We start from the raw sequence: 22870 nt of genomic DNA, 5'->3' as shown, positions 1-22870 counted from the left end.
GCGTCATTTATGTGACAATTCATCGTACTGTCGGCTCCGTTTCTCCTCCTCAGGCTCATCCATGACCAGTTCCCCGATTAAAAGCTACCTTCCCTGGGTGGTCGCCACCGCCCTGTTCATGGAGCAACTCGACTCCACCATCGTCAACACCGCCATTCCCGCCATGGCCGCCAGTCTCAACGTGACGCCACTGAGCCTCAAGGCCGTCGTCACCAGCTATATCCTGAGCCTGGCCGTGTGCATTCCCATCAGCGGCTGGATGGCCGACCGCTTCGGCACGCGGCGCGTGTTTTCCGCCGCCGTCGCCATCTTTACCATCGCCTCCATCCTGTGCGGCCTGTCCGTGAATGCGCCCATGCTAGTGGCCGCGCGCCTGCTGCAAGGGGTGGGCGCGGCCATGATGATGCCGGTGGGCAGGCTCACCATCATCCGCACCTTTCCCAAGTCGCAATTGCTGGCGGCGATGAACTTCGTCATCATCCCCGCCCTGATCGGCCCCCTGCTGGGGCCCACGGTGGGCGGACTGATCGTGCACTGGCTGTCGTGGCGCGAGATTTTCTTCGTCAACGTGCCTGTCGGCCTGGTGGCGCTGTACCTGGCGCACCGCTACATGCCCGATTACTATGGCGACAAGCCCCGTCCGCTGGACCTGATCGGCCTGGTGCTGTTCGGCACGGGCATCGCGCTGCTGTCATGGCTGCTGGAAATCTTCGGCGAACACCGCATCGATGGCACCTCGTTTGCCGTGCTGCTGCTCATTTCCATCAGCCTGCTGGCCGCGTATGTCTGGCATTCGAGCGAAGTGTTGCACCCGCTGCTGCGCCTGACCCTGTTCAAGATCCGCACCTTCCGCGTTTCCGTGGTGGGCGGTTTCGTCACGCGCCTGGGCGTGGGGGGCCTGCCCTTCCTGTTGCCGCTGCTATACCAGCTGGGCCTGGGCTTGCCTGCCTGGCAGTCCGGCTTGCTGATGATGCCGTCGGCCGCTGCCGCCATGGGCATGAAATTCATTTCCGCCCGCGTGCTGGCCCGCTTCGGCTACCGCCAGGTGCTGATCGTCAACACCGTGCTGATCGGCATCACCATCGCCATGTTTTCGCAGGTGGGCGTGGGCACGCCGCTGTACGTCATCGTCGCCATCAGCCTGTGCATGGGCTTTTTCAATTCGCTGCAATTTTCCAGCATGAACACCATCGCGTATGCCGACGTCGACAAGGCCGACTCCAGCATGGCCAGCACCATCGCCAGCTCGATGCAGCAATTGTCGATGAGCTTTGGCCTCGCCTTCGGTTCGCTGATCACGGGCTGGTACCTGGGTGACATGCCGCAGTCGGACCGCGCCATGCTCAGCACGGCCCTGCACCACGCCTTCCTGACCCTCGCCGCCCTGACGGTGCTGTCCTCGCTGACCTTCTGGACCTTGCGCCGCGACGATGGCGAAAGCATCAGCAAGGGCACGGACAGCGATGAGGAAGATGCGGCCGACGTGAAGGCCCAGGCCCTTGTGCAAACGGAAGTGCAAACCACAAAAAGCTGAGCCACATCAAGCTTGCCGCCAGCGCCGCTGGTGCTTTTGCCTGACGCTGCTACCGTGACGGCAGGAGGTGCACATGGCGGCCGAACGGGGCTTTGCGTGGAAGGGCACGGACCACCATGGCAAGGCGGTCGAGGGCGTCTTGCGCGCTGCCGACGCCAGCGCTGCCAAGGCCGCGCTAAGACGCCAGGGCATCCTGGCCACCCGGGTGAAAGCTGCGCGCACCGCACCCGGCAAGGCCATCACGCGCAATGATATCGCGCTGTTTACGCGCCAGCTGTCGACCATGATGGCGGCCGGCGTGCCGCTGCTGCACGCCTTCGATATCGCCGGCAAGGGCCACGCCAAACCCGCGATCACCGAGCTGATGCGCGACTTGCGCCATGACATCGAAGCGGGCAGCAGCCTGCAGCAGGCATTCCGCCAGTTCCCGCTGCTGTTTGACGAGCTGTATTGCAACCTGCTAGCGGCAGGCGAACAGGCCGGCATCGTGCAGGATTTGCTGGCGCGCCTGGCCACGCACCAGGAAAAAGCCATCGCGCTGCGGCGCAAGGTACGCGGCGCGCTGATGTATCCATTGGCCATCGTGCTCGTCGCCATCGTCGTCACGACCATCATCATGTGCGTGGTCGTGCCCGCCTTCCGCCAGGTCTTCGACAGCTTCGGCGCGCCCTTGCCGCTGCCCACCCTGGTCGTCATGGGCTTGTCCGCCTTTGTCGTCCGCTACTGGCTGGCCGTGCTGGCGGCGCTGCTGCTGGCCGGCCTGCTGGCGCACCTGGCCTGGCGCCGCTGGCCCGCCTGGCGGCGCAACACGCAACTGCGGGCCTTGCGCCTGCCCGTGTTCGGCCCCCTCTTGCGCAAGGCGGCGATTGCCCGCTGGACGCGTACCCTGGCAGCCATGTTCGCCGCCGGCGTGCCGCTGCTCGACTCGCTCGGCCTGGTGGGTGCCGCCTCCGGCCACGCGCTGTACCAGGAAGCGACAACGCGCATCGAACGCGAAATCCGCGCCGGCGGCAGCCTGGCCATGGCCATGGAGCACAGCGGGGTATTTCCCCCGCTGCTGACGCAACTGGCCCTGATCGGCGAGGAATCGGGCGCACTCGACGCCATGCTGTCGCGCGCGGCCGATATCATCGAGGCGGACATCGACGCCACCGTGGCCACCCTTTCCACGCTGCTGGAACCGGCGCTGATGGTGGTGCTGGGCGTGCTCGTCGGCTCCCTCGTGATCGCCTTGTATTTACCGATTTTCAAGCTGGGCGCAGTGATTTGACTACGCACCCTGCGCAAAAGATCCCCATGTGCTGGCAGATGTTTTACACTGCGGCAGTGCCAGGCAATGTTGCGCGGCAACGATCTTCACCTCAGACAAATCCACCATGCTGCAAGATACCCTGCTGTTCGCCGCGCCCGGCAACCTGCCCGTTGCCCTCGTCGCCGCCCTGTTCGGCCTCATCGTCGGCAGCTTCCTCAACGTGGTGATCCACCGCGTGCCAAAAATGATGCAGCGCGAATCCGATAATTACGTGGCGGAAGAAAGCGGCTTGCCCTTGCCGCACACGGACCGCTACAACCTGATGCTGCCGCATTCGAACTGCACCGCTTGCGGCCACCGCATCACCGCCATGGAAAACATCCCCGTTCTCAGCTACCTGCTACTGCGCGGCAAGTGCAGCGCCTGCCAAGCGCCCATCTCCGTGCGCTATCCGCTGGTGGAACTGCTGACGGGCGCGCTGTCGGCCCTCCTGATCTGGCACTTCGGCAGCGGCTGGACGGGCCTGGCCACGCTCGTGTTTGCCTGGCTGCTGATCGCCATGACCTTCATCGATGCCGATACGCAAATGCTGCCGGACGACCTCACCTTCCCCCTGCTGTGGGCGGGCTTGCTGATCAACATCAACGGCACCTTCGTGCCGCTGCAGGACGCCGTCATCGGCGCGGCCGCCGGCTACCTGGCTTTGTGGGCCGTGTACTGGGCCTTCAAGCTGGCGACAGGCAAAGAGGGAATGGGCTATGGTGACTTCAAATTGCTGGCGGCGCTCGGTGCGTGGCTGGGCTGGACCATGTTGCCGACGATCATATTATTGTCGTCTCTGGTCGCCGCCGTGGTCGGCATCGGCCTGATCGTCTTCGCCAAGCGTGGGCGCGAAAAACCGATTCCATTTGGCCCCTACCTGGCGGCGGCGGGCCTGATCGCCCTGCTGTACGGCACGCCTCTGTCGCGCCTCACGCTTGGCCTGGTCGGCTGACCGGCGCAACACTGCCCCTATGGATAAATACATGCAACAACAAAACGTCCCTTATTTCAGCGTTGGCCTCACCGGCGGCATCGGTTGCGGCAAGAGCACCGTGGCCGACCTGTTCGCCGCACGCGGCGCCTCCATCGTCGACACCGACCAGATCGCCCACAGCCTGACGGCGTCCAATGGCGCGGCCATGCCAGCCCTGGTGGCGGAATTTGGCCCAGACTACGCCGATGCACGCGGCGCCCTCGATCGCACAAAAATGCGCAAGCTCGTGTTTTCCGATGCCGCCGCCAAGGCGAGACTGGAAGCCATCCTGCACCCGCGCATCCGCCAGGCCACCCTGGCGGCGGCGACCGAAGCGAAAGGCAGCTACGTGATCTTTGCCGTGCCCCTGCTGGTCGAGTCCGGCGGATGGGTGGAGCGGGTCAACAGAGTGCTGGTCATCGATTGTCTGGAAAGCCTGCAAGTGTCGCGCGTGATGGCACGCAATGGCTTATCGGAAGAACAAGTCAAAGCCATCATGGCCACGCAGGCCACGCGGGCCATGCGCCTGGCGGCGGCGGACGATGTGATCGACAACAACGGCGATTTGGCCGCCCTGGCGCCGCAGATTGCCCAGTTGCACGATTTATATCTGGCATTTTCAAAAAGAATGGCAGGAATCGGGCCGCAACGTTTGTAATTTGTCGACGCTTGGTTCAAAATCACGGGATTGTTTGCAGGTCCTTACTTAAGGGAATTATTTTGATTGTCTACGAATACCCTTTCAACGAACGCATACGTACCTTGTTGCGGCTGGAAGACCTGTATGACAAATTCAAGTTCTTCATCCAGCAAGAGCATGCAATGCAGCATCATGTTGCCTTGGCAACTATTTTCGATATGCTTGAAGTGGCCGGCCGCGCCGACCTGAAGTCCGACCTGTTGCAGGAACTCGAGCGCCAGCGCCAAAGCCTGCTGGGTTACCGCAGCAATCCGAATGTGGAACCGGAAACGCTCGATGCCATCCTCGGCGAACTCGACAGTGTCAGTGGCGCCCTGGTGGCGGCGCAAGGCAAGACGGGGCAGAATATCCGCGACAATGAATGGCTGATGAGCATCCGCGGCCGCACCATCATCCCGGGTGGCGCCTGCGAATTTGACTTGCCTTCCTACTTTGCCTGGCAAAAACGCAGCTCCGAGCAGCGCCTGACCGACATCCACGCCTGGTTCGCCCCGCTGGCGCCCCTGTTCGATGCGCTGGCCCTGGTCTTGCGCCTGCTGCGCGATTCCGGCGGACCCGTTAAACTGATCGCCAATGGCGGCAGCTACCAGCAAATGCTGCAAGGCAAGGTGTACCAGATGTTGCGTCTGAGCCTGGATGAAAACAGCGGCGCCATCCCGGAAATTTCCGCCAACAAATATATGCTGTGGGTACGCTTCACCACCCAGGGCGGCGACTTGAAACCCAAGCCGCTGGAAGAAGATGTCCCGTTCGAGCTCACGCTCTGTAATTTTTAACTGTTACTTATTTGCCCCATCATGACCGTCGTTAACTGCCCTACCTGTGCCGCCAAAGTCGAATGGACTGAAGCCAACAAATTCCGCCCCTTCTGTTCGGAACGCTGCAAGCAGATCGACTTGGGCGCCTGGGCCGAAGAGAAATACACGATCCCCGCTGCCGATCCGTTCGAAGATCCGCTGGCAGACGAAGACAACAAGCCGCAATAATCCTCAGGAAAACGGATTTTCCAGGCGCAGCCCCTGCGCCGCGAAACTGTCGAGCCTGCCGCTGACCACCGTCAAGCCATAGGCGATACCCATCGCCGCGATCTGCCCATCGACGCCGTGCGCAGCGCCACGGGCGTGCAAGCGCGCGCACACGAGCGCGCAATCGAGATCGAATTCCAGCAGCCGCGGCGCATATTCTGCCTGCACGGCATCCAGCCAGCCTTCCAGCGCCAGTGCTTCCAGCGCTGCCTCGCGACGCCAACTACGCTGTATGCCTGCGCGCAATTGCGCGATCACCTGCACCGGCACATAGCGCCAATCCGGCGCCACCCGCTCGAAAAAATCGGCCACGCCCGCCGGCGCAGCGCTACCGTTGCGCGCTGCAACGATCACATCCGTATCGACCAGGTAGGCGGGCATGGCGCTTCAGGAGCGGCGCTCGAAATCCGTATCAGGCCCCACGTCGGGCATGCCGCGCAAAATATCGTCGAGCGGGCGCTTCGGCAGCGGCCGCAAGGCGCTGCGCAAGATATCGCGGTGCTCATCTTCGATGCTGCGTCCATGCGCGCGGGCACGCTTGTGCAAGGCGGCAATCAGCAATTCATCGGTATCGGTAAAGGTCAGTGTCAGCGGCATGCGAGACTCCCCAGTGCGTGATGAAAGCACTGTAGCGCAAAGCGCCGCCGATACAAGGAAAGTAACAGGAAAGCTTGCGCCAGCACGCAGCATGCTGCTGCCTGCTGGCACCAGATCAGGCAGGCGCCAGGGATTCCCGGCGCACTTCGTCGAGCCACTCCAGCAGGGGAATGGTGGCCGGCAGCAAGGGTTCCACGCCAACCGTGCCTTGCCAGGCGAACGCCTGGCCTTCCAGGCTTTGCGGCTCGCCCCGCCATTCGCGGCTGATATAGAAATGCAGGCGCACATGGGCGTGCGGATACACATATTCGACGCCGCACCAGGCCTCGGCACTGTCGATATACAAGCCCAGTTCCTCGACAAACTCGCGTTTCAAGGCGTCAAAAATGGCTTCGCCCGGTTCGACTTTGCCGCCAGGAAATTCCCAATAGCCGTCATACGGTTTGCCGGCCGGGCGCTGGCCTAGCAGCACGTCGCCGTTCGGCTTCATCAGGATACCGACGGCGACGTCCACGGGTGTGACTGTCACCTCGCTCATTGCGGCAACTTTCCCGCGTAATCGCGTGCAAACTGCCACGCCACCCGGCCCGAACGGGAACCACGCTGCAAGGCCCAGCGCAGTGCGTCACCGCGCGCCGCGGCAATCTGTTCCGGCGTGCAACCGAACGAGGCGAGCCAGTGCGCGGCAATGTCCAGGTAGTCATCCTGCTTGAACGGGTAGAACGACAGCCACAGGCCAAAGCGCTCGGACAGCGAGATTTTCTCTTCCACCGTCTCGCCCGGATGCAAATCGCCATCATCGTCCGTCTTGTAGCTGGTATTGTCCGACATCCGTTCCGGCATCAGGTGACGGCGGTTCGAGGTGGCATAGATCAGCACATTGTCCGATTGCGCGGCGATGCTGCCGTCGAGCGCCACTTTCAGCGCCTTGTAGCCACTCTCGCCTTCTTCGAACGACAGGTCGTCGCAAAAAATGATGAAGCGCTCGGGGCGCGCCGCCACCAGGTCGACGATGTCGGGCAAGTCGGCCAGGTCGGCCTTGTCGACTTCGATCAGGCGCAGGCCCTGGTCGGAAAACTGGTTCAGGCAGGCCTTGATCAGCGACGACTTGCCCGTGCCGCGCGCGCCCGTCAGCAGCACGTTGTTGGCAGGACGGCTGGCGACGAACTGGCGCGTGTTCTGTTCGATCTGGGCTTTTTGCGTGCCGATATTGTGCAAGTCGTCCAACGCGATGTTCGACACATGCGCCACCGCCTGCAGATGGCTGGCCGCGCCCTGGCGCCGGCGCCAGCGGAAGGCAAAGCTGTTCCAGTCGGTCGCCGGCAAAGCCGGCGGCAAGATCGACTCGACGCGCGCCAGTACCCGCTCGGCGCGGATCAGGAATTGATCGAGACTGGTCATGAGCGATAGTCGGCGTTGATCGACACGTAGTCATGCGACAGGTCGCACGTCCACAGGGTGGCTGTGGCATCGCCGCGCGCCAGTTTCACGCGGATGGTGATTTCGCTTTGCTGCATCACGCGCTGGCCATCCTGCTCCTGGTAGTCCGGGTTGCGGCCGCCATTCTTGGCCACCCACACGTCGTCCAGGTACAGGTTCAACTGGCCCACGTCCAGGTCGTCCACGCCGGCATAGCCGATGGCGGCCAGGATGCGGCCCAGGTTCGGGTCGGACGCGAAGAACGCCGTTTTCACCAGCGGCGAATGGGCGATGGAATAGGCGATCTTGCGGCATTCGTCCACGTTGCGGCCGTCTTCCACGGTCACGGTCATGAACTTGGTCGCGCCTTCGCCGTCGCGCACGATGGCCTGCGCCAGGAAAGTCGACAGTTCGGTGACGGCAGCGGCCAGTTCCGCATAGTGCGGCGAATCGATCGAATCGATGACCAGGCTACCTGCACCCGTGGCCACCAGCATGAACGAGTCATTGGTGGAGGTGTCGCCGTCGATGGTGATGCAGTTGAACGACTTGTCAGCCGCCTGTTTCACCAGCTGGTCCAGCACTGGCTGGGCCACGGTGGCGTCAAACGCGAGGAAACCGAGCATGGTGGCCATGTTCGGCTTGATCATGCCGGCACCCTTGCTGATGCCTGTCAGGGTGACCGCATGGCCACCGATGGTGACGGTACGCGAACCGGCTTTCGGCTGCGTGTCGGTGGTCATGATGGCTTCGGCGGCCGAGAACCAGTTGTCCGACGTCAGCGCGGCCACGGCTTGCGGCAAGCCGGCGACCAGGCGCTGCACAGGCAGCGGTTCGAGGATCACGCCGGTGGAAAACGGCAGAATTTGCTGCGGCGTGCAGCCCAGCAGCTCGGCCAGCGCGGCGCAGCTGGCCTGCGCGTCGGCCAGGCCCGATTCACCCGTGCCCGCATTCGCGTTGCCCGTGTTGACCAGCAGCGCGCGGATCGGCGCAGCGCCAGCCGTCACGGCGGCCAGGTTGGCTTTCGAGATTTGCACGGGCGCGGCGCAGAAGCGGTTCAAGGTGAACACGCCGGCCACGGTGGCCGTCGGCGCCAGTTTCAATACCAGCAAATCCTTGCGGTTGGGTTTCTTGATGCCGGCTTCGGCAACACCGATTTCAATGCCGGCGACGGCTTTCAAGTCGGCGGCGACGGGCTTGGGAGAATTGACGGCCATGGTGATTTCTTCTGCGAGGGAAAAGGGAAGCGCTATTGTAGCGCCTTCGCAGCGCCGGTGACCATGCGCGCCCGTAAATTGAAAAGGCATAAAAAAACGGAGACCGCAGTCTCCGTTCTTGTTCATGCCATGCAGCCGGCTTTAGGCCAGCTTGCCGTGGCAAGCCTTGTACTTCTTGCCGCTGCCGCAAGGGCATGGGTCATTACGGCCCACTTTGACACCCATGCTCACGCTCATGTCGTCGACGTTGTCCATATTGCCGCCGGCAGTAGGCGCCAGCAGTTCTTCCGGCGCCGCGTTCGGGTCGAATTCGGCGTGCTGGTAGTGCACGTTTTCCACGTGCGACTGCTGCATCGCCTGTTCGGCCGCATCGACTTCTTCGCGCGACTGAATACGCACCGTCATCACGTGTTTCGTGACGTCGTTCTTGATCATGTCGAGCATCTGGCCAAACAGTTCAAACGCTTCGCGCTTGTATTCCTGTTTCGGGTTCTTCTGCGCATAACCGCGCAGATGGATACCCTGGCGCAGGTGATCGAGCGCCGCCAGGTGTTCGCGCCAGTGGCTGTCCACGCTTTGCAGCATGACATTGCGTTCGAAGCCGCCAAACGATTCCTTGCCGACGATATCGATCTTCGACTGGTACACGGCATCGGCCGCGGCCAGCACTTTTTCCAGAATCTCGTCGTCCGTCAGGGTCGAATCGGCTTCCAGCATTTCATGCAACGGCAAGTCGAGCTGCCATTCGCTGGACAGGGTGTTTTCCAGGCCCTTGATATCCCACTGCTCTTCCACCGATTCATGCGGCACGTACTCGTGTACCAGGTCGGTGAACACGCCATGACGCAGGGAAGCGATCATGTCCGAGATATCGGTCGTTTCCAGCAACTCGTTACGCTGCTGGTAGATGACTTTACGCTGGTCGTTGGCGACGTCATCGTATTCCAGCAATTGCTTGCGGATGTCGAAGTTGCGCGCTTCAACCTTGCGCTGGGCCGATTCGATCGAACGCGAGACGATGCCTGCCTCGATCGGTTCGCCTTCCGGCATTTTCAAACGATCCATCACGGCGCGCACGCGGTCGCCGGCGAAGATGCGCAGCAGCGCGTCGTCGAGCGACAGGTAGAAGCGCGACGAACCCGGATCGCCCTGGCGGCCGGCACGGCCACGCAACTGATTGTCGACGCGGCGCGATTCGTGGCGTTCGGTGCCGATGATGTGCAAGCCGCCCGCATTGACCACGTGGTCGTGCAGGGATTGCCATTCATCGCGCAAGGTCTGCGACTGGGCGGCCTTGTCGGCATCGCTCAGTTCAGCATTGGCTTCGATGAACTTGATCTGGTTTTCGACGTTACCGCCCAACACAATGTCCGTACCGCGACCGGCCATGTTGGTGGCGATGGTGATGGCTTTCGGGCGGCCTGCCTGGGCGATGATTTCCGCTTCGCGGGCATGCTGCTTCGCGTTCAGCACGTTGTGCGGCAAATCGGCCTTGCTCAGGATGCCCGACAGCAGTTCCGAGTTTTCGATCGAGGTCGTACCCACCAGCACGGGCTGGCCGCGCTCGTAGCAGTCGCGGATGTCGTTCAACATCGCGTTGTATTTTTCCGCCGACGATTTGTAGACCTGATCCTGGCGGTCCTTGCGCTGCAGCGGACGGTTTTGCGGGATCACGACCGTTTCCAGGCCGTAGATTTCCTGGAATTCGTACGCTTCGGTATCGGCCGTACCGGTCATGCCGGCCAGCTTGGCGTACATGCGGAAGTAGTTCTGGAAGGTGATCGAGGCCAGGGTCTGGTTCTCGTTCTGAATCTTGACGCCTTCTTTTGCTTCGACGGCCTGGTGCAAGCCATCGGACCAGCGGCGGCCCGTCATCAGACGGCCCGTGAATTCATCGACGATCACCACTTCATTGTTCTGCACCACATAGTGCTGATCCTTGAAGTACAGCGCATGCGCGCGCAGGGCCGCATACAGGTGGTGCACGAGGGTGATGTTGGCCGAATCGTACAGCGACGCACCTTCCGGCAGCAGGCCCATTTCCATCAGGATGCCTTCGGCCTTTTCGTGGCCGGCTTCCGTCAGCAGCACCTGGTGCGCTTTTTCATCCTTGGTGTAGTCGCCCGGCACTTCAACCTTGCCCTTGCCGTCCGGCGTTTCTTCGCCGATCTGCAAAGTCAGCAATGCAGGCACTTCATTGATCTTGTAATACAGGTCGGTATGGTTCTCGGCCTGGCCCGAAATGATCAAAGGCGTACGCGCTTCATCGATCAGGATCGAGTCGACTTCATCGACGATGCCGAAGTTCAGGCTGCGCTGCACGCGCTCGCGCGCTTCGTAGACCATGTTGTCGCGCAAGAAGTCGAAACCGAATTCATTGTTCGTGCCATACGTGATGTCGGAGTTGTACGCCTGTTGTTTGGCGCTGTGCTCCATCTGCGACATGTTCACGCCCGTCGACAGGCCCAGCCACGCATACAGGCGGCCCATGGTCTCGGCATCGCGCTGCGCCAGGTAATCATTGACGGTGACGATATGCACGCCCTTGCCGGACAAGGCATTCAGGTAGGCTGGCAAGGTTGCCATCAGGGTCTTGCCCTCGCCCGTGCCCATCTCCGCGATCTTACCGAAATGCAAGACCATGCCGCCGATCATCTGCACATCGAAATGGCGCATGCGCAGGACGCGCTTGCTGGCCTCGCGGCAGACGGCAAAGGCTTCCGGCAACAAGGCATCGAGCGATTCGCCGGCGGCGATGCGTTCCTTGAAGGCAGGCGTCTTCGCTTGCAGCTCGGCATCCGACAGCTTTTCGATTGCCGGCTCGAGCGCATTGATCTCGCGTACCGTTTTTTGGTATTGCTTGAGCAGCCGCTGGTTGCGGCTACCGAAAATCTGGGTCAGTAATGACATGCTTGAATTCTTGAAAAAACGCCGTTAAAAAAAGCTCGGTAGGTGACAACGAGGTAACAATCGCGTGACCGCACGGAGTTCGACTATGGCAAAAGACGATGATTTTATCATGCGTTCCCGACATGGTTGGGGTAATGCGCCATATAACAATAGCTTAATGACAAACAAATGGCAGAAAATGCGGACATTTCCCATACTGTAAGGCAATACGGCTGGCCCGCTTGCACCGCACCCGCCGCCGCACTCGTCACGCGCGGGCGAGTGTGCTATGTTTCGGCCATGCGAACTCCCACTTATTCTCCGGCACCGCGCCGCGGCTACGGCTTTGCCCGTTCAGGCCCGGCCGTCACGGACGCAACCGATTTTCTGCGCGGCAACGCCACGATGGCCTCCCTGATGCCCACCGTCACGCGCCTGGCCGCCCTGCAAAAAGATTGCGCCAAGGCCCTGCCGGCGATGTTCGAGCATTGCGACATCCTGCAATTCGAGGGCGGCCAACTGGTGCTGGCCACGCCGAACGCGGCGCTGGCGGCCAAGCTCAAGCAGCAATTGCCGAAGTTACAAGGGGAGCTGGAAAGAAAGGGCTGGCAAATTTCAGGCATCAAGCTGAAAGTGCAAGTCATCAAGAGCATCGCGCCCATCGTGCATACGCGGGCGCTGGTCTTGCCGGAAAAAGCCATGTCGGCCCTGGAAGAGCTGAGCACGGCCCTGCCGGCGTCGAAGCAGAACGAGCAACTGATCGCGGCGCTGCGCAATATGCTGCGCCACCACCGCGAACCTAAAGATTAAGACTGCCCGGCAACATTTTGACACCTTAGAAAACCGTAGCGAGCGGGCCTAGTTCTGGTCAAGAAGCGCAACTGTGCTAGAGCACAGTGAGCATCGCAGGCGGCCTATACCGACGCGCAGTAGGTTTAATGAAGTGTCGCTCAGATCAGGTCAACGACCACTCGCGCTCCATCTGGCGCAGATAGGATTGCGGCGCCGCCTCGTTGGTGGCGAACGACACGATCTCATACGCTTCCGGCTGCTCCAGCAGCGCCAGCAGCAGCTGGTTGTTCAGCGCATGGCCCGATTTGTGCGCCGTGTAGTACGCCAGCAAGGGGTGGCCCACCAGGTACAGGTCGCCGATGGCATCTAGGATCTTGTGGCGCACGAATTCGTCTTCATAGCGCAAGCCATCGGCGTTGAGGATGCGGTACTCGTCCATGACGATGGCGTTTTCCAGCGAACCGCCACGGGCCAGGCCCATGCCGCGCAAGCTTTCCACGTCCTGCATGAAACCGAAGGTGCGCGCGCGCGCCACGTCGTGCACATACGACACGTCGCCGAAGTCGACCGAGGCGCGCTGCATCGTGCCATCGACGGCCGGGTGATTGAATTCGATGAAGAAATCGAGCTTGAAGCCGTCGTACGGCGACAAGCGCGCCCATTTCTCCGCGTCGCCCTTGCCGTGACGCACTTCCACAGGCTTGATGACCTTGATGAATTTCTTCGCCGCCTGCTGCTCTTCCACGCCCGCCTGCTGCAGCAGGTAGACGAAGGACGAGGCGGATCCGTCCATGATGGGAATTTCTTCCGCATTCACGTCGATATACATATTATCGACGCCCAGGCCAGCCGCCGCCGACATCAGGTGTTCCACGGTGGACACCCTGGCGCCGTCCTTGATCAGCACGGAAGCCATGCGCGTATCGCCCACCGCCATGGCGCTGGCGGGGAACTCGACGATGGGATCGAGGTCGATGCGGCGAAACACGATGCCCGTGTCGATCGCGGCAGGACGCAAGATCAGCTCCACCTTGGTGCCAGAGTGCAAACCGACACCGATGGTGCGGACCTGTTGTTTGATAGTGCGTTGTTTTAACATCTGTCGATTATATCTATTTGCCGGATTTTCGTTGCGGCGCGGCATGGCCCACGCCAGAAATACCACAACCGCTCCTCACGGATGTTCGCTTTCCGCATGCACGGCTTCGCGGCGCACCAGATAAATACCGCTGCCGATGATAATGGCCGCGCCAATCAAGGTGTATTCGTCGGGCAAGGCGCGCCACAGCATCCAGTCCAGGGCCATGCCCCAGGCCAGGGCCGAGTATTCAAACGGCGCCACGCTGGACGCCTTGCCAAAACGAAATGCCTCCGTGATGGCCAGTTGCCCCAGGAAGCCACTCAGTGACAGGCCCGCCAGCAGCCACCAGTCTTCGCGGCGGATACTCACCCACTCGTGCGCCGACAGGGCCACGCCGCCGAGGGCCATCATCAGCATCAGCCAGAAAACCATGCTTTCGCTGGCATCCGTGCGGCTCAGGATGCGGCCCGTGACGGCGGAAATGGCGTAACAGGCAGCCGAACCCAGCACGGCCAGCCCGGCCAGCGAAAAGAATCCCGAGCCGTCGGGGCGCAGCGCCACCAGCACGCCCAGCAGACCCACGGCGATGGCGCACCAGCGCGCAAAGTCGACTTTTTCCTTCAGGATAAAAACCGACAGAACCGTGATCAGCAAGGGGGCGACGAAGAACAGCGCATACGTTTCGGCCAGCGACATGCGCTTCAAGCCGTAGGCGAACAGGGTAATCATCAACACGCCCAAGGCGCCGCGCAGCAAGTGCAGCGGCCAGCGCACCTTCAGCACGTTCTTGAAAGCGCCACGGTACAGCAGGTACAGGCACACGAGCGGCAAGGACGACAGGGCGCGCAAGGCCGTCACCTGCATGGGCGGATAATGGGCGGACAACAGCTTCATGGCCGTGTCCATCAGGGAAAACATGGCGACGGCGATCAGCATCACATAGATGCTGCGCAGGTTAGGATTGCGGGATATCAGGACAGACTCCTGGCGAAAGAGCGGGACCGTCATCATGGCGACGGCCGGAGCCAGGACAGCATGGTTTGCAAAGGCAGGGCCAGGCGGTCAGCCCGATTATAACAAGCGCGCCGTTTACCTTATGACACCGGCAACAGCATCACCAGTTTCAAGTCATGCTGGCGCGCCAGGTGCAAGGTCACCTGGTGATAACCAAGCAGGCCCTGCAGCGGATGCTGGAACTGGCGCAAGCCCCCATCGCGGCCCTGCACTTGCTGCGCCCCCCACCACTGGCGAAATTCAAGGCTGGCCCCGGCCAGTTCCGCAATCAGGCCGGCCAGCGGCGCCTGGTCCGCCTGCCGGCCGATATCGGCGCGGAACTCCGCCACCAGCCGCTGCGCCCGCTCGGGCCAGCCAATGACCAGGTCACGCGCGCCTGCGTCCAGGAACATGAAGCGCAGCTGGTTCGGCGCGGCCGCATCGCCATGCAGCCAGCCGGCAAACAAGGTGGACGCCGCTCCGTTCCACGCCACGGCGTTCCATTCCCGGTCGAGGATGTACGCGGGCGCGTCGATGGCGGCGACGATGGCGGCCAGCTCGGCGCTAGCAAGCCCGCCACCCTCGCCTGTGCCATGGCTGGGGTCATGCTTGTCGGCCACCTCGAACAGATAGGCGCGCTCGGCCGCGCTCAGCTGCAGCACCTGCGCCAGGCGGGCCAGCATCTTGGCCGACGCCGACACGGGCCGCCCCTGCTCCAGCCACGTCAGCCAGGTGGGGCTGACCTCGCACAGCTGCGCCAGCTCTTCGCGCCGCAAGCCCGGCGTGCGGCGCCGCCCGCCACCGGGCAAGCCGGCCATGGCGGGGGTGACGGCTTCGCGCCGGGCGCGGATGAATTCAGCGAGTTTATTCGACATGGGATGCCAGCATGGTAGTGGATATACCAGTATAAGTTATGGTCTTGTTACAGGATAATTTTATCCTTATTCTGCAGGAACTCACCCATCAACAGGAGAAAACCATGCAGCAGCACGATGTCGTTACCGAACAGTTTGGCAAGACGGCCAATGCCTACCTGAGCAGCGCAGTACACGCGCAAGGGGCCGACCTGGTGCTGATGCAGGAATGCGCGCGCCGCCATGGCAAGCCGGTGGTACTGGACCTGGGCTGCGGCGCCGGCCACGCCAGCTTCGCCGTCGCCCCCGTGGCGCAATCGGTGGTCGCCTACGACCTGGCACAGCCCATGCTCGACGTGGTGGACTGCGCCAGGGTGCAGCGCGGCTTGCACAACATCAGCACGCAACAGGGCGACGTGGCCCGCCTGCCGTTTGCCGACGCCAGCTTCGACATGGTCGTCACGCGCTTTTCCGCGCACCACTGGAACGACGTGGCGGCAGCGCTGGCGGAAGCCTGGCGCGTGCTGCGCCCGAACGGCACCTTGCTGGTGGTCGACATCGTCGCGCCGAAAACGGCCCTGTACGACAGCACCTTGCAGGCGGTGGAAATGCTGCGCGACGCTTCCCACGTGCGCGACTACCGCACCTGCGAATGGGGCGCCAAGTTCGACAACGCGGGATTCACGCACAGCTTGCGCAGCGTGTGGAAACTGACCATGCAGTTCGACGAGTGGGTGGCGCGCATGCGCACGCCGGACGAAAGAGTGGCGGCCATCCGCAACCTGTTCGATGGCGCGCCCGAGGAAGCGCGCAGGTATTTTGCGCTGCAGGACGATTATTCGTTCAGCATCGATGCGGCCATGTTCGAGGCGACCAAGCCTTCGGTACAATAAAAAAACGGCGCCGATGGCGCCGTTTTCATGCGAACAGGAAGCGCTTAAGCCAGTTGGCCCAGCAAGGTTTCCGCATTCGACACTTCAAACTTGCCGCCCTGCTCGACGTTCAATTGCGTCACGACGCCATTGTCGACCAGCATCGAGTAGCGCTGCGAGCGCGTGCCCATGCCGTGCTTGGAAAAATCAGCGTCCAGGCCCAGGGCCTTGCTGTAGGCGGCATTGCCGTCAGCCATCATGCGCACGACGCCGGTGGCTTTCTGATCGCGGCCCCAGGCGCCCATCACGAACGCGTCATTGACGGAGATGCACCAGATTTCATCGACGCCCTTGGCTTTCAGGTCGGCAGCGTGCTGCACGTAGCCTGGCACGTGCTGTGCGGAGCAGGTCGGGGTATACGCGCCTGGCAGGCCGAAGATGGCGATCTTCTTGCCCTTGACCAGGTCTTGCACGTTGAACGTATTCGGGCCCAGCGCGCAACCTTCGGTTTCGCTTTCGATAAATTCGGCCAGGGTGCCTTCTGGCAGGGTGTCGCCGATCTTGATGGTCATGTTGACTCCTTGTGTACTGTCGGTTGAGGATGCTGCCCGTCTCATGGAGCGGACAGCACCCGTGATCTGGTTCGGCTAGCATGATGCTGGCTCAGCGCGATAGTATGCCTGACTTGCCGTATTTGTGCAGAAAATGGCCGGAAAGGCAAAGTCAAAAGTCAAAAACCGGCAAAAAAAACGGCGGCCCTCAGGCCGCCGTCATGCTTGCATACATCAAACCACCTTAGTCAGCTTGTTTGCGCAGGAAGGCTGGAATGTCATACGTCTCCATACCATTCTTTTCCATCGCGCGCACTTGCTCGGAAGCCGATTCGCGGCGCCATACTGCCGGTGCCTTCATGCCGTCGAAACCGGCTGCCGGCGTGGCCACGCCAACCGTCGTCGTCGCCGCCTGCGCGCTACCCATGGCAGCCGATGGGGTCAACGGGCTGTTGTGGGTGCCGGTGCGCAGCACTTGCTGCGGTACCAGCTGGATGTTTTTCTTCGCGCGGCCCAGGCCCGTGGCCACCACGGTGACGCGGATGTCGTCGCCCATCGCATCGTCGTAGGCGATACCTTGCGCGATCGACGCGTCCGGCGCGGCAAACGCGCGCACGGCAGCCATGACTTCCTTGATCTCTTTACCTTTCAAACCACGGCTGGCCGTGACGTTGACCAGCACGCCGCGCGCGCCGGAGAGATCGATGCCATCCAACAGCGGCGAAGCGACAGCCTGTTCGGCGGCGATGCGCGCGCGGTCGACGCCGGAAGCAGTCGCCGTACCCATCATGGCCTTGCCCTGCTCGCCCATGATGGTTTTCACGTCGTTGAAGTCGACGTTGATATGGCCAGGCACGTTGATGATCTCGGCAATACCGGCCACCGCGTTGTTGAGCACATCATCGGCGTGCTGCATCCATTCCAGCATGCTTTCGTCTTCGTAGATCTCTTCCAGCTTTTCATTCAGGATGATGATCAGCGAATCGACGTGCAGGGACAGCTGCTCCAGGCCTTCGTCGGCGATGTCCATGCACTTCTGGCCTTCGTACGAGAATGGCTTGGAGACCACGGCCACCGTCAGCGCGCCCAGTTCCTTGGCCACTTCGGCCACGATAGGAGCGGCGCCCGTGCCCGTGCCGCCACCCATGCCGGCAGCGATGAAGACCATGTGCGCACCGCGCAGCGAATCGGCGATGCGTGCACGCGATTCTTCCGCCAATTGACGGCCGACGGCAGGCTTCATGCCGGCGCCCAGACCGGTATCGCCGATCTGGATGATGTTGTGGGCCTTCGATGTCGACAGGGCCTGTGCGTCGGTGTTGGCGGCAATGAACTCCACACCCGACATGCCTTTGTTGATCATGTGTTGGACTGCATTGCCACCCGCACCGCCGACGCCGACGACCTTGATGACGGTACCTAAAGCTGTGTTATCGACCATATCGAACTCCATGATGTGCTCCTATCAGATGCGGTTTCCAAGCGCCAGGCCTCATATTGGTAGGAGAACTGGAGATTGAAAACTGCGGTTAAATATAAAATAAAGTTATGTGTGTGTACCTGCGATGCTGCCAAAAAACCTGTGCTGCCGGGCGAAAATCATGCCCTTAAAAATTCCCTAAAAACCATTCCTTCATGCGCTGCCAGACTGCCTTCACCGAGCCGTCCTGACGCGTCACGATGTGGCCGCGCAGGTATTGCTTCTTCGCTTCGAGCAGCAGACCCAGTACCGTGGCATAGCGCGGACTGCGCACCACGTCGGCCAGCTGTCCCCGATACTCTGGCGTGCCCAGACGCGCCGGTTTCAGGAAAATGTCTTCCGCCATTTCCACCATGCCGGGCATGATGGAGGTGCCGCCCGTGAGCACGATGCCCGACGACAGCACGCCTTCGTAACCGGATTCGCGCACCACCTGGTGCACCATCGCGAACAGCTCCTCGACGCGAGGCTCGATCACTGCCGCCAGCGCCTGGCGCGACAGGTTGCGCGGGCCGCGGTCACCCAGGCCGGGCACTTCCAGCGATTCGCCGGGGTCGGCCAGGACCTGCTTGGCCACGCCATAGCGGATCTTGATTTCTTCCGCTTCCGCGGTCGGGGTACGCAAGGCCATGGCGATGTCGTTGGTGATCTGGTCGCCGGCGATGGGAATGACTGCCGTATGGCGGATCGCGCCATCGGAGAATACCGCCACATCGGTCGTGCCGCCGCCGATGTCGATCAGCACCACGCCCAGTTCCTTCTCGTCGGGCGTGAGCACCGCATCGGCGGACGCCATCGGCTGCAGGATCAGGTCCGACACTTCCAGGCCGCAGCGTCGCACGCACTTGACGATGTTCTGCACCGCCGACACGGCGCCAGTGACGATATGCACCTTCACCTCCAGGCGGATGCCGCTCATGCCGATAGGCTCGCGCACATCTTCCTGGCTGTCGACGATAAACTCTTGCGGCACCGTGTGCAGCAATTGCTGATCGGTCGGAATGTTAACCGCTTTTGCCGTCTCGATGACGCGCGCCACGTCGGTCGCCGTTACTTCCTTGTCCTTGATGGCCACCATGCCGCTGGAATTGAAGCTGCGGATATGGCTGCCCGCAATGCCCGCGTACACATTGCGGATCTTGCAGTCGGCCATCAGCTCGGCCTCTTCCAGCGCGCGCTGGATGGACTCCACCGTGGCCTCGATATTGACCACCACGCCTTTTTTCAGGCCCTTCGATTCGTGCTGGCCCAGCCCGATCACTTCGTGGCGCCCATCGGACATCACTTCGGCTACCACCGCCACCACTTTCGAGGTGCCGATGTCGAGGCCGACGATCAGGTTTTTCGCGTCTTTTGTCATTTCTGTCGCCTACTGTATGGGCTATAAATTAAATTATTGGGTTAAGTCGGTTTTTTAATCGGACTACTGTTTTTCTTCTTCATGACTGGCTTTCCTGGCTTTCCATCCTTGCCTTCGGCCGGTATCACCAGGCCGGCGGAACTGAGCGCCAGGCCATTCTGGTAGCGCATATCGATCGTGTCGATATTTTCCAGCCGGCTTGCCAGCTGCGGGTAGATGCCCACCAGCCGGTCCACCCGCGCCTTCAGTGTCGTATGATTCTGTTCGCGTCCCAGCGCCACGCTCATGCCGTTATCCAGTTTCACGGTCCACGCATAGCGGCTCGACAGCGACAGGCTTTCCGGCACCATCTTCAGCGGCGAAAACCACTTTGCCAGCTGCACGTAGGTGGCCAGCACTTCCTTCTCACTGCCATCGGGACCGGCGAAGGCGGGCAATTCATGGTCGTCTTCGGCTTCGGCCACATTGGCTGTAAACACGTCGCCCTTGACCGACAGCAGGCGCCCGTCCTCGCCCCAGGTGCCCAGCGCTTCGTGTTCTTCCAGCGCCACGATCAGCTGGTTCGGCCACTCGCGCCGCACACTGGCACGGCGCACCCAGGGCACCGATTCGAACACGCCGCGCACGCTTTCAAGGTTGGTCGTGAAGAAATTGCCCTTGATGCGGCCCAAAGTGCCGCTACGCAGGGTCAGGTAATTCACGTGGCGCAGACCCTTGTCGTCCGCGCTTTCCACCTTGATGGTGCGCAGGTCGAACATGGGACGCTGCGACACCCACCAGACGCCGGCGGCCACGCACACGACCAGAACCGCGGCCAGCAAGCCGTTGGCAGTCGTATTGAGGCTTTTAGCGTCATGCCACATATCAGCGCTGTCCCTTGTGCATTTTCAGGCTTGCGCCGGAGACGATTTCCAGACACAGGTCTTCATAGCTGGTGCCCACCGCGCGCGCCGCCATCGGCACGAGTGAATGGCCCGTCATGCCGGGCGAGGTATTCACCTCCAGCAAAAACAGCTTGCTGTCGGCAGCACGCATCAGCACGTCCACACGTCCCCAGCCTTCGCAGCCGAGGGCACGGTACGCTGCCAGGGCGATGCGCTCCATCTCGGCCACGATCACCTGGTCCAGCTGCGGCGGGCAGAAATACTGCGTATCGTCCGTGAAGTACTTGTTCTGGTAATCGTAATTGCCTTGCGGCGCGACGATTTCGATCGGCGGCAGCGCGCGCGCCGTGGCGCCCTTGCCCAGGATCGCGACGGTGAACTCGCGGCCCTTGATGAATTCCTCGGCCAGCACAGAATCATCGAGGCCGGCGGCGATGTCGTAGGCAGCCTGGAAGGCCGATGCTTCGTTGACCGTCGTGATGCCGATGCTCGAACCTTCATGCGGCGGCTTGACGATCAGCGGCAAGCCCAGTTCCGCAGCGACCTTGGCCAGGTCGGAGCTATCGTCCAGCACCGCGTACTTTGGCGTCGGCAGCTGGTGCATCAGCCAGATCATCTTGGTGTAAACCTTGTCCATACCCACCGAGCAAGCCATCACGCCGCTACCCGTATACGGGATGCCCAGTTGCTCCAGCGCGCCCTGCAGGCTGCCGTCTTCGCCGAAACGGCCGTGCAGCGCGATGAAGACGCGGTCAAATTGTTCAGCGGCCAGTTCGGCCAGGCTGCGTTCGCCCGTATCGAAACCATGCGCGTCCACGCCATGGCTTTTCAGAGCGGCCAGCACGCCCGCGCCGGACATCAGCGACACTTCGCGCTCGGCCGAACGGCCGCCGAACAGGACGCCGACTTTGCCCAATTGTTTAACGTCGATAGCTGAAGCTTGGTTCACGTCAGGCCTTTACAGTGTGAGATTGATACGTTGTCAGTTGTTGCGGGATGCCGCTGATCGAGCCGGCCCCCATGGTCAGCACGACGTCGCCGTCGCGCGCCACGCTCATGATGGTGTCGGCCATGTCCGTCATGGACTCGACGAAAATCGGTTCGACCTTGCCGCGCGCGCGCAGCGCATGCGCCAGTGCGCGGCCGTCGGCGGCGACGATAGGCGCTTCACCCGCCGCATACACTTCGGACAAGAGCAGCACGTCTGGCGCGCCCAGCACCTTAACGAAATCCTCGAACAGGTCGCGCGTGCGGCTATAGCGGTGCGGCTGGAAAGCCAGCACCAGGCGGCGGCCAGGATAGGCGGCACGCGCGGCGGCCAGCGTCACTTCCGTTTCCACCGGATGGTGGCCGAAATCGTCGACCAGCGCGAAGCTGCCGCCGTCCGGCAGCGCCACGTCGCCATAGCGCGTGAAGCGGCGGCCCACGCCGGAAAATTCGGCCAGGCCCTGCTGCGTGGCGCTGTCGGCGATGCCGATTTCGCGCGCGATGGCAATCGCCGAGCAGGCATTCTGCACATTGTGCATGCCGGGCTGGTTCAGCACCACGTCCAGGTCGGGATAGCCTTCCTGCAGCACGGTGAAATGCATTTCCAGGCCGACGGCGCGCGCGTTGATGGCGCGCACTTGCGCGTCTTCCGCGAAACCGTAAGTGGTGACCGGCTTGGTGACGGACGGGATGATGGCACGCACGTGCGGATCGTCGATGCACAGCATGGCGCGGCCATAAAATGGCAAGCGGTGCGTGAACTGCACGAAGGCCTGCTTGAGCTTTTCAAAATCGTGCTCGTAGGTGTCCATGTGATCGGCATCGATATTCGTGATCACTTCGATCATCGGCGTCAGGTTCAGGAACGAGGCGTCCGATTCATCGGCTTCGGCCACCAGGTAGTCGCCGGAGCCCAGCTTGGCGTTCGCGCCGGCGCTGGTCAGGCGGCCGCCGATGACGAACGTGGGATCGAGACCGCCCTGCGCCAGCACGGAAGCGACCAGGCTGGTGGTGGTCGTCTTGCCGTGCGTGCCGGCGATCGCGATGCCGCGCTTCAAACGCATCAATTCACCGAGCATCACGGCGCGCGGCACCAGCGGAATCTTGCGCGCGCGCGCCGCCGCCACTTCCGGATTGTCTTGCGGGACGGCGCCCGATGTCACCACCGCATCGGCGTCGCCGATGTTTTCAGCCGCGTGGCCGAGCATGACGGTCGCGCCCAGGCTCGCCAGGCGCTGCGTCGCCGCATTGCTGCCCAGGTCGGAGCCCGACACCTTGTAGCCGAGGTTGACCAGCACTTCGGCGATGCCGCTCATGCCGCTGCCGCCAATGCCGACAAAGTGGATATTGTTTACTTTATGCTTCACA

The 22870-nt window shown here is 62.0% G+C and carries 23 protein-coding genes; 8 read left to right on the top strand and 15 right to left on the bottom strand.

The window, feature by feature from the left end; all coding sequences use genetic code 11:
• The first annotated feature begins 61 nt into the window (after window positions 1-61).
• The 6 genes from ACQ4WY_RS24350 to yacG all read left to right on the top strand — a co-directional run bounded on the left by ACQ4WY_RS24350 (window position 62) and on the right by yacG (window position 5487).
• Window positions 62-1534, top strand: a complete 1473-nt coding sequence (locus ACQ4WY_RS24350; RefSeq protein WP_436506276.1) for a DHA2 family efflux MFS transporter permease subunit — start codon at window positions 62-64, stop codon at window positions 1532-1534.
• Window positions 1535-1607: 73 nt separating this feature from the next.
• Complete coding sequence (locus tag ACQ4WY_RS24345; RefSeq protein WP_436506275.1) at window positions 1608-2804, top strand: type II secretion system F family protein; 1197 nt, start codon at window positions 1608-1610, stop codon at window positions 2802-2804.
• Between the two features lie 106 nt (window positions 2805-2910).
• Complete coding sequence (locus ACQ4WY_RS24340) at window positions 2911-3780, top strand: prepilin peptidase (RefSeq protein WP_436506274.1); 870 nt, start codon at window positions 2911-2913, stop codon at window positions 3778-3780.
• A 31-nt stretch (window positions 3781-3811) separates the two neighbouring features.
• A complete protein-coding gene (coaE, locus tag ACQ4WY_RS24335) occupies window positions 3812-4459 on the top strand; it encodes a dephospho-CoA kinase (RefSeq protein WP_436506273.1) in 648 nt (215 codons plus the stop codon).
• A 62-nt stretch (window positions 4460-4521) separates the two neighbouring features.
• Window positions 4522-5277, top strand: a complete 756-nt coding sequence (zapD, locus tag ACQ4WY_RS24330; protein WP_034748811.1) for a cell division protein ZapD — start codon at window positions 4522-4524, stop codon at window positions 5275-5277.
• Window positions 5278-5295: 18 nt separating this feature from the next.
• Window positions 5296-5487, top strand: a complete 192-nt coding sequence (gene yacG / locus ACQ4WY_RS24325) for a DNA gyrase inhibitor YacG (RefSeq protein ID WP_034748814.1) — start codon at window positions 5296-5298, stop codon at window positions 5485-5487.
• 3 nt (window positions 5488-5490) lie between these two features.
• Here yacG and ACQ4WY_RS24320 read toward each other — a convergent pair whose 3' ends face one another.
• The 6 genes from ACQ4WY_RS24320 to secA form a co-directional block, all read right to left on the bottom strand.
• Entirely contained in the window at window positions 5491-5907 is a 417-nt protein-coding gene (locus tag ACQ4WY_RS24320) for a PIN domain-containing protein (RefSeq protein ID WP_436506272.1), read from the bottom strand.
• A gap of 6 nt (window positions 5908-5913) precedes the next feature.
• A complete protein-coding gene (locus tag ACQ4WY_RS24315) occupies window positions 5914-6123 on the bottom strand; it encodes a FitA-like ribbon-helix-helix domain-containing protein (protein WP_436506271.1) in 210 nt (69 codons plus the stop codon).
• A 115-nt stretch (window positions 6124-6238) separates the two neighbouring features.
• Window positions 6239-6661 carry an NUDIX domain-containing protein gene (locus ACQ4WY_RS24310; protein ID WP_353658806.1) on the bottom strand — a complete coding sequence of 141 codons (423 nt, stop codon included), beginning with the start codon at window positions 6659-6661 and terminating at the stop codon, window positions 6239-6241.
• A complete protein-coding gene (locus ACQ4WY_RS24305; RefSeq protein ID WP_353658807.1) occupies window positions 6658-7524 on the bottom strand; it encodes an ATP-binding protein in 867 nt (288 codons plus the stop codon). Before ACQ4WY_RS24305 ends, ACQ4WY_RS24310 begins: the two co-directional genes overlap by 4 nt.
• Window positions 7521-8759, bottom strand: a complete 1239-nt coding sequence (gene argJ, locus ACQ4WY_RS24300) for a bifunctional glutamate N-acetyltransferase/amino-acid acetyltransferase ArgJ (RefSeq protein ID WP_436506270.1) — start codon at window positions 8757-8759, stop codon at window positions 7521-7523. The genes ACQ4WY_RS24305 and argJ overlap by 4 nt, the downstream gene beginning before the upstream one ends.
• 141 nt (window positions 8760-8900) lie before the next feature.
• Window positions 8901-11669, bottom strand: a complete 2769-nt coding sequence (secA, locus tag ACQ4WY_RS24295) for a preprotein translocase subunit SecA (RefSeq protein WP_353658809.1) — start codon at window positions 11667-11669, stop codon at window positions 8901-8903.
• Between the two features lie 279 nt (window positions 11670-11948).
• Here secA and ACQ4WY_RS24290 point away from each other — a divergent pair, with 279 nt between their 5' ends.
• Window positions 11949-12458, top strand: a complete 510-nt coding sequence (locus ACQ4WY_RS24290; RefSeq protein WP_436506268.1) for a DciA family protein — start codon at window positions 11949-11951, stop codon at window positions 12456-12458.
• Between the two features lie 145 nt (window positions 12459-12603).
• On the opposite strand, the gene lpxC is transcribed toward ACQ4WY_RS24290, so the two are convergent.
• From lpxC to ACQ4WY_RS24275, 3 genes are all read right to left on the bottom strand, one after another.
• Window positions 12604-13539: a UDP-3-O-acyl-N-acetylglucosamine deacetylase gene (lpxC, locus tag ACQ4WY_RS24285; protein ID WP_436506267.1), complete on the bottom strand. Its 936-nt coding sequence runs from the start codon at window positions 13537-13539 to the stop codon at window positions 12604-12606.
• Between the two features lie 75 nt (window positions 13540-13614).
• Entirely contained in the window at window positions 13615-14457 is an 843-nt protein-coding gene (locus ACQ4WY_RS24280) for a DMT family transporter (RefSeq protein WP_436506299.1), read from the bottom strand.
• Between the two features lie 158 nt (window positions 14458-14615).
• Entirely contained in the window at window positions 14616-15389 is a 774-nt protein-coding gene (locus ACQ4WY_RS24275; protein WP_436506265.1) for a helix-turn-helix transcriptional regulator, read from the bottom strand.
• Between the two features lie 104 nt (window positions 15390-15493).
• Here ACQ4WY_RS24275 and ACQ4WY_RS24270 point away from each other — a divergent pair, with 104 nt between their 5' ends.
• Window positions 15494-16261, top strand: a complete 768-nt coding sequence (locus ACQ4WY_RS24270) for a class I SAM-dependent methyltransferase (protein WP_436506264.1) — start codon at window positions 15494-15496, stop codon at window positions 16259-16261.
• Between the two features lie 44 nt (window positions 16262-16305).
• Here ACQ4WY_RS24270 and ACQ4WY_RS24265 read toward each other — a convergent pair whose 3' ends face one another.
• The 6 genes from ACQ4WY_RS24265 to murC all read right to left on the bottom strand — a co-directional run bounded on the left by ACQ4WY_RS24265 (window position 16306) and on the right by murC (window position 22869).
• On the bottom strand, window positions 16306-16812 hold the full coding sequence (locus tag ACQ4WY_RS24265; RefSeq protein WP_058050716.1) for a peroxiredoxin: 507 nt from the start codon (window positions 16810-16812) through the stop codon (window positions 16306-16308).
• 223 nt (window positions 16813-17035) lie between these two features.
• A complete protein-coding gene (ftsZ, locus tag ACQ4WY_RS24260) occupies window positions 17036-18244 on the bottom strand; it encodes a cell division protein FtsZ (RefSeq protein ID WP_034784974.1) in 1209 nt (402 codons plus the stop codon).
• Window positions 18245-18398: 154 nt separating this feature from the next.
• A complete protein-coding gene (gene ftsA / locus ACQ4WY_RS24255; RefSeq protein WP_010394955.1) occupies window positions 18399-19631 on the bottom strand; it encodes a cell division protein FtsA in 1233 nt (410 codons plus the stop codon).
• 41 nt (window positions 19632-19672) lie between these two features.
• Entirely contained in the window at window positions 19673-20494 is an 822-nt protein-coding gene (locus ACQ4WY_RS24250; protein ID WP_353658813.1) for a cell division protein FtsQ/DivIB, read from the bottom strand.
• A gap of 1 nt (window position 20495) precedes the next feature.
• Window positions 20496-21464: a D-alanine--D-alanine ligase gene (locus ACQ4WY_RS24245; protein ID WP_436506263.1), complete on the bottom strand. Its 969-nt coding sequence runs from the start codon at window positions 21462-21464 to the stop codon at window positions 20496-20498.
• A 1-nt stretch (window position 21465) separates the two neighbouring features.
• On the bottom strand, window positions 21466-22869 hold the full coding sequence (gene murC, locus ACQ4WY_RS24240) for a UDP-N-acetylmuramate--L-alanine ligase (protein WP_436506262.1): 1404 nt from the start codon (window positions 22867-22869) through the stop codon (window positions 21466-21468).
• Window position 22870: the final 1 nt, after the last annotated feature.

This window comes from Janthinobacterium salmonicoloratum, from assembly GCF_051380845.1.
Lineage (GTDB): Bacteria > Pseudomonadota > Gammaproteobacteria > Burkholderiales > Burkholderiaceae_D > Janthinobacterium > Janthinobacterium lividum_F.
This window is presented reverse-complemented; position numbering and strand designations above follow the sequence as displayed.